The 7,015-nt window shown below is 46.9% G+C and carries 8 protein-coding genes; all 8 read left to right on the plus strand.

What is annotated here, in order from left to right; translation table 11 throughout:
- Window positions 1-374 (plus strand): GH32 C-terminal domain-containing protein (locus tag OXH00_24975; GenBank protein MCY3744280.1); only part of this gene is annotated, 374 nt, incomplete at its 5' end.
- 300 nt (window positions 375-674) lie between these two features.
- Complete coding sequence (locus tag OXH00_24980; protein ID MCY3744281.1) at window positions 675-1,418, plus strand: hypothetical protein; 744 nt, start codon at window positions 675-677, stop codon at window positions 1,416-1,418.
- Window positions 1,419-1,559: 141 nt separating this feature from the next.
- Window positions 1,560-2,258, plus strand: coding sequence for a hypothetical protein (locus OXH00_24985; protein ID MCY3744282.1), 699 nt, complete (start codon window positions 1,560-1,562; stop codon window positions 2,256-2,258).
- A gap of 149 nt (window positions 2,259-2,407) precedes the next feature.
- Complete coding sequence (locus tag OXH00_24990; protein ID MCY3744283.1) at window positions 2,408-3,643, plus strand: hypothetical protein; 1,236 nt, start codon at window positions 2,408-2,410, stop codon at window positions 3,641-3,643.
- Entirely contained in the window at window positions 3,640-4,263 is a 624-nt protein-coding gene (locus tag OXH00_24995; GenBank protein MCY3744284.1) for an NUDIX domain-containing protein, read from the plus strand. The genes OXH00_24990 and OXH00_24995 overlap by 4 nt, the downstream gene beginning before the upstream one ends.
- 79 nt (window positions 4,264-4,342) lie before the next feature.
- Window positions 4,343-4,702, plus strand: coding sequence for a hypothetical protein (locus tag OXH00_25000; protein ID MCY3744285.1), 360 nt, complete (start codon window positions 4,343-4,345; stop codon window positions 4,700-4,702).
- Window positions 4,703-4,726: 24 nt separating this feature from the next.
- Window positions 4,727-5,833: a Gfo/Idh/MocA family oxidoreductase gene (locus OXH00_25005; protein MCY3744286.1), complete on the plus strand. Its 1,107-nt coding sequence runs from the start codon at window positions 4,727-4,729 to the stop codon at window positions 5,831-5,833.
- A 130-nt stretch (window positions 5,834-5,963) separates the two neighbouring features.
- Window positions 5,964-6,782: a phytanoyl-CoA dioxygenase family protein gene (locus OXH00_25010; GenBank protein ID MCY3744287.1), complete on the plus strand. Its 819-nt coding sequence runs from the start codon at window positions 5,964-5,966 to the stop codon at window positions 6,780-6,782.
- Window positions 6,783-7,015: the final 233 nt, after the last annotated feature.

Below are 7,015 nucleotides of genomic sequence, written 5' to 3' on the forward strand. Positions count from 1 at the left end.
TCCGTTCACCGCAGAAAGAGGAGTTCACGCGTATTGCGTTCTTCAGGGAACGTGGCTTACGCAACCTGAATCCTGGTGTTGACGTACGTGATAGTCTGCTAACGATTGATTCATCGTATTCGTCAGTTGCCTCAGATGTCCTTTCACGCGCCCCTGAAACTGGAGCGGTCTCTATCGCGCGAGACGAAACCCTCAAGCTGCGGGTATTCGTTGACAAGAGTGTGGTGGAGGTATTCGCTAATGGGAAGCAGTGCGTGGCGATGCGTGTCTATCCTGATAAGGCAGAGAGTGTTGGTGTATCGTTGCGTTCGCAGGGACAAGCAAGTGAACTCAAATCCCTTGATGCTTGGCAGATGAAAAACATTTATGCTTAACTCCCAGCAGATACGGCACTTGTGCAAGTTATAGGAGGACTGGATCATGATTCGCTAAAAAGTCATTGGAGGGTGCAGCGTGAAGGTATAGACGAGGTTGGGCACAAAACCTCTTTAAACACAAATCCCTCTAATATTGTGTGGTTAGGAATCAATTTTGGAGATACAAGATTCTGATGTAGGAACCCTTCCCTTAATCAACTTTTTGGGGTTGGCCTTAAGTGGAATAGCGTCGGAGCAGTGCTTCCGATATTTCGTTTCTCACTCAGAACACTTTAAAATGAATAAGGAGAAATTTTAATGACAAAGCAAATTCTCTGCTACCTATATTTCTGCTGTGTATTCACATCTCTCGCTTATGCCTTCGATACCCCTGAGCTTTTTACAAAAGATAATGTGCTTGCCGCGGGGTGTTATAATGATGGATTCAGCAGTAGTGATATGACCCTTATTGTCCAACTCACCGTCGGAAAGGATGTTATTTTTGACGAGGGCTTTGAGGTGAGATATCATGTTCCTGATAAAGACGTTGATGGTTGGACTGAACTCGAATTTGACGATACGAACTGGAAAAAGGGCATCATCAGCATCGGTTACGGTGATGGTGATGACAATACGGAAATCAAATCAGGGGAGGTTGGCTCACTTTACACGCGTTATCACTTTGATGTACCTAAAGCGGTTACATCAAAAAAAATTATGTTTCGGGTTGACTATGACGACTCCTACATTCTGTGGATGAATGGGGTTGAAATCGCGCGTTCAGCCAATATCGCTACACTCTCGCCTATAGGCGAAATTCCTGTATGGGATGTGTCGAAAATTGTGGATTCGATGCCCGATGTTGAGGCAACGAAAGTACCTAAAGGAAAGCCGAACAAAGACCGTTGGAAGAAACCCGTAACACCCAGGGATCGGGACGTACACGAGACAATTCATGAATTTGAAATTGATGTTGAATTTGGTGGCGGATCAGCGTTGTCTGTTGACGCTGCAGACAAATTAACAACGACCTGGGCGAAACTAAAGGATCATTTAGATTGAGAAGAGTCATCTTTCTTTTCTGAGACTGACTTCTTTTTGATACTAAAGACTGGATGCGAAACCCTGAGGATTCGCATCCAGTCTCGGGCATTCATCTGATTTCCGAATAACACATTGCGTATCATGTAAAGGAATATAAAATTGCGTGATTCTAATGCTTCAAATCCTACCGTTAAATATGTCGCAGATCTTTACAATGTCAAAGAGGTTACCCTCTACGGCACCGCAAACTTGTCGTTCTGGGAAGCGGTGTTGCACAAGGAAGGTCTCTTTCCATATCACGAAGCGGATAAAGCTGTTCTACTGATTAGTGCGATGGATGCGAAGTGGCGGGGGTTTAAGTTTAAGGAATTTGTGATCGCTGTTGGTGTTTGTCTGAATGAAAACGGAACGAGTTTGGATGGATACTTTCTACCACACGCATTTAATTCGTCCAAACTCTTGGCTTTTTCGGAGAGAGTTTTCTTCCGTACCCCATATCTTCATGGTAACATCCAACTCCAAAACAGACTCCCTGCTTTTATTAAATTGTGGCATCGAACAGAGGTTCTTTTCCACGTTGAGATGTCTATTCCTGATATATCACCAACAGTTGAGTATTTGGAATGGAAAGGACCCATTTTCCTTCCGAATAACCGCGGTAAATTCTTCGCTGTACTGGCAGGTGAATCGGAAATCTATCCTTTTTCACCCGAAATGGATCGATTTGACATCAAACCATCAGCCGACTATGGAATTTTTCAACAACTAATTGAGAGCAATTTTGCCGGTAGTGTATGGAGTCTAAAAAGCCGTTCCCGCCACGCAAGGTCAAAGACTTGCAAGCCGGATGCTGAATAAGGGATAATCCGATATGACGGGTACATGGGAAGAACTCCGAATTGACGAGAAGGCAAAGGTCGTTTTAATGGATGTGTGGCAGATGCGCGCCATCTGGCAAGAACTGAAGTATCGGGAAGGACAGTAAAAATAAAAAACGAGGCTGATTTATGTTTTATCTAACTGGCGTTTTCATAGTTTGCGTGCTATTTTCCGCAATTCAACTGACTGCGATGGCGCAGAGCGTCAATATCTCTGAGCCTCTACCACCATCGACTGCCGTTCGCGAAACTTTTAACTTAGATCCGTTTTACGAGCAGTCGCTTGATGTTGAAGGGTTGCCTGTTGTCGCATCGGCAAAGGTGAGTCCTTATGCACTGAAGGAAGCGGCTTGGCTCATTCAGCAGATGGTCGGGCATCGGCGGGATATACTACAAGCACTCGGAAAAAATAATGTGCGTTTTGCTGTGATGGCACATAACGAACTGACGACGCAGATTCCCGAACATAGCGATCTTCAACCCGACTATTATTGGGATCGGCGCGCACGCGGTTTGGGTTCCACACCATCGCGACCCGCTGTCAGTTGTGGTGAGGAGAACCTGCTTAATTACGAAGGCGATCCGTATTCGACTGAAAATATTTTGGTTCACGAATTCGCGCATGCGATTCATCAGATGGGATTAAATACGGTGGATCCGAGTTTCGATGAGCGTCTTAAGGGACTATATGATGCTGCAGTCGAAAAAGGGTTGTGGAAAGACACTTATGCCATTACGAACAGAGCAGAGTATTGGGCTGAAGGCACGCAGTCTTGGTTCGACACGAACCGAGCAAACGACGACCAACATAACCATGTTGATACCCGCGATAAGTTAAAAGAATACGACCCAACACTCGCTGCGCTGCTGACTGAAATTTATGGTGATATGGATTGGCGATATACACAGGCAATAACCCGTACGCATCTCGTACATCTCCATGGGTTCAATCCTGAAGATTCCCCGAAATTTGAATGGCCCGCCGAGCTGATAGAGTTGACAGAATTCCACCAACAATTGAAGAATCCCGATAGTGATGGTGGTGGTAAGTGGGTGAATTTGGATAAGCATGATCCGAGTCTGCTTCCAAATCTAAGATCCGGAGGCAGTGACACCGAAACCGCAATCATTTTCGTGAATGGTACGAAGGCTGAGATTACATACTATTGGATAGATGATAAGGGTGACGAAAAGTACTATGGCAAGATTGCGGTTGATACCTTTGTGAATCAGCACACGTTTGCGGGGCATATCTGGCTCATCAAAGACACGAACAGGGACAACCTATCTGTATTCCGCGCTGAGGGAAAAACGGGACGCGCATTCGTTGGAGCAGAACCATTGATTAGGGAGAAATTAGAGTGAACCAAGTTATCCAGAAGGTTACTGCATTTATCGTCCGTGAAAGAGATGGTGTCAAGGAGTTACTTGTGTTTAAACATCCAACTGCAGGGGTCCAAATTCCTGCAGGTACTGTGGAAAAGAATGAAGACCTTGAAACTGCTGTGAAAAGAGAGGTTTATGAGGAAACAGGCTTACAATCTGTAGAAATTGAGGCATATCTGGGTTGTTTTGAAAATGAGTTGGCGGAAGGAGAGCGAATAATAGCGGAAACAACGCAGGTTTATATTGAACCCGATTTAAACGCAATGCTTTACAAAGAAAAACTCACGAAGGGGCTGACTGTCAATTACCATTCCATACGGGAAGATTTTACGCATATTTCGTATATCGAATACGACAAACATCCTAATCCGACATGTATCTGCTATAATATTACGGGGTGGGTGCCGAACGAAAACATAGGTGTGCAGAAAACGAGGCATTTTTTTCTCTTAAGCACACAAGAGGAAACAGCGGATGCATGGGAATTGAAAAGCGATAGAGGATACATCTTCAGTCCGTATTGGACACCACTTTCACCGAAACCCGAAATTATACCACCGCAAGACAAGTGGTTGGATTTTGTCTACGAGAGAATCTGAATTGTGGTAAAATAAATATTAGTAGGACGAGGTAACCTTGCCCTTATAGTTAAAATATTGGAAAGGGAAGAAGATAATTATGGAACGCATCAAACTAACTTCATTAGGACAAATTCCGGAAGCTGACATTTCCTTTGGAGATATGACGGTGTTCGTCGGGGAGCAAGCGAGCGGGAAAAGCATTTTACTCCAACTTGTGAAGTTAATCTTAGATGCAGGCGATATTACGCAAACCCTGAAAAAACACGGTTTTGATTGGCAGAAGAGAACGGAGAATTTTTTGTTCCTTTATTTTGGTGAAGGAATGGAGACGATTTGGAACGAGGATGAAACAAAAGTTACTGTTGATACAGCGGATTTTACGCCTCAAAAAGCGTTATCAAAAAGAAAAAAAACTGATGATGTTGTCACGGGAGCCATGTGGGAGAGTGATTTTTGAATTTTACTAAAAAAGGAGAAAAGGATGACAACGTATCGAGCAGGTGTAATCGGTTTAGGTCGTATGGGCAGCACCTTTGACGACGAAATCACGCAAGGTGGGTCGCTCTTTTTGCCCTATTGCCACGGTCCAACTTACCATGCTGCACCGAATGTGGAGCTGGCTGCGGGTGCCGATCTACACGCCGAACAGGCGGCGATCTTCGGCGAACGGTGGGGGCTAAGTTCTGAACATATCTACAGCGATTACCGTGAAATGCTGGAGAAGGAAAATCTGGACCTTGTTAGTGTCTGCACGACAGCACGGATCCGATCAACTATCGTGCAAGATGTGGCGCGCTCCAGTGTCAAAGCGATCTGGGCAGAGAAACCGATTTCGTTGAGTCTCGCCGAGGCGGACGAGATGGTGAAGACCTGCCGAGCAGAAGGTGTCGCGCTGGCGATCAATTGTGCCCGACGCTGGAATCCGTTCTTTAGCGAGGCGCGGAAACTCATTGATGAAGGCGAAATCGGCGATGTGCTGCAGGTGACAGTCTATGCACAGTGTGGACTCTCGCATAACGGCAGCCATGCGATTGATATTTTACGATATATGGCGGGTGGGAACGTTGAGTGGGTTTTCGGTGAGATGCAGTCCGACGCAGCCGCCGCAGGTGAAGGCGATCTGCAGGGGAACGGCTACCTCGTTTTTGATAACGGTGTCCGTGCGTATCTGCGGAGTACATCCTGTGGGGCGGCACCATGGGAGGTCGATGTCATCGGCACAACGGGACGCATCCGTTCTGTCAACAACGCCGAAACGTTTGAATTAATTCGCATGATTCCTGGCGGACGACGAGGACGTGGCGTGCCTGTGCAATGTCCGTTCCCGATCCCCGTACGAATGCAAGGCATGGGACTCACAATCGTTGAAGATCTCATCAACGCCATTGAGAACGGGACCTCTCCGAAGTGTTCAGGCGAAGATGGGCGTGCCGCGTTAGAGGTAGCCGTCGCACTCCGGGAATCGCATCGCCGTGGCTGCGTAAAGGTGGAGTTACCGATTGAAGACCGAAGTCTTCAGATTCTCTCCTCGGAGATCCAAGGCGACGACACACCCGCTCGGGTTCGACGGCTACAAGCAAGTCGATAGCAGATGCCTATTTGTTTATCAGTTACATAAAAAATCAAAATGTAGCCTGCAACAACGGCGCAGGCGGGTTCTTAGGAAGGCACCTTGAAATCTAAACTCGCCTCGTTCTTCCGCAAGGTATATTAAAAATATGAAACCGGCAGATTATGCGTTTTTTAAAGAAAATGGCTATGTCTCACTCGGTAAGATTCTGAGCGATGTCGAGGTTGCGCATTTTGTTCATAGCTTTGACCGGGACCGCACTGAAGTTGAAGATCATTGGTATCGTATTGGACATTACCAGACCGTGAATTGCGATGCACTTCTGACTTCACCTGAATTCGACAATGTGATTCGGCATCCGATCGTCATGGATTGCCTACACACACTGATGGGCAATGCCCCTTGCTTTTCAGAGATCTGCATCCGACACATGGCACCGTACGATGGTGAACTGAATCGCGGTTGGCATAGAGATGGTCCGAGACACTGGCTTGAACATCCGTTGCGCATCGGGTTTGTCCAGTTGATGCTGTATCTGACGGATGTTGATGAGACGACGCACTGTTTCTCCTTATCACCGGAATCGGTGGATGCTGAGATTCTCGAAAGGGACGAGCAGTTGGCGCGTGGCGGAATTGTCGATTTGTACGGTCCCGCTGGGACAGCGATACTCTTCAACATCGGTGTTTTACATACCGCTACAACCCGTCCCACGCAGGCAGAACGCAAGACGGTGCAAGTCTATTACGGGCATCCGAACCGTCGGTACTTGAGCGAGGATTCGATCATACCTGTCGAACTTTGGCGAGATCATCCCGACCCTGAGGCGCGCGCCTTTTATAGTGTGTTCAACGACAAAACGCGCGATTACCTTGAACACACGGCTTCAATCGGTGAACTGTCGTTTGAGGACACTTTGGCACTCCTTCGTGAACTGGATGTCAAGCACCGCAAGAGACCGGCGTGAATCGGCGACGGTCTGCAGTGATTTTTCTTTGTAGGAGTGACCTCTCAGGACTGTTATCGTCTAAGATGCTGAGTCCCTCAAGACCTCCGCCTGCACCGGATTTACATAGCACTGATAATACCGTTCGACATCTGCGGCTGGCGTAACACCTTCGTGGACATAGACTCCGAATCGCAGACGGAAACGGTCATCTTCCAACTCATCAGGCGGATGGTGGAGGATGCTCATCTGTT

It is taken from the genome of Candidatus Poribacteria bacterium, assembly GCA_026706025.1.
Classification (GTDB): Bacteria; Poribacteria; WGA-4E; order WGA-4E; family WGA-3G; genus WGA-3G.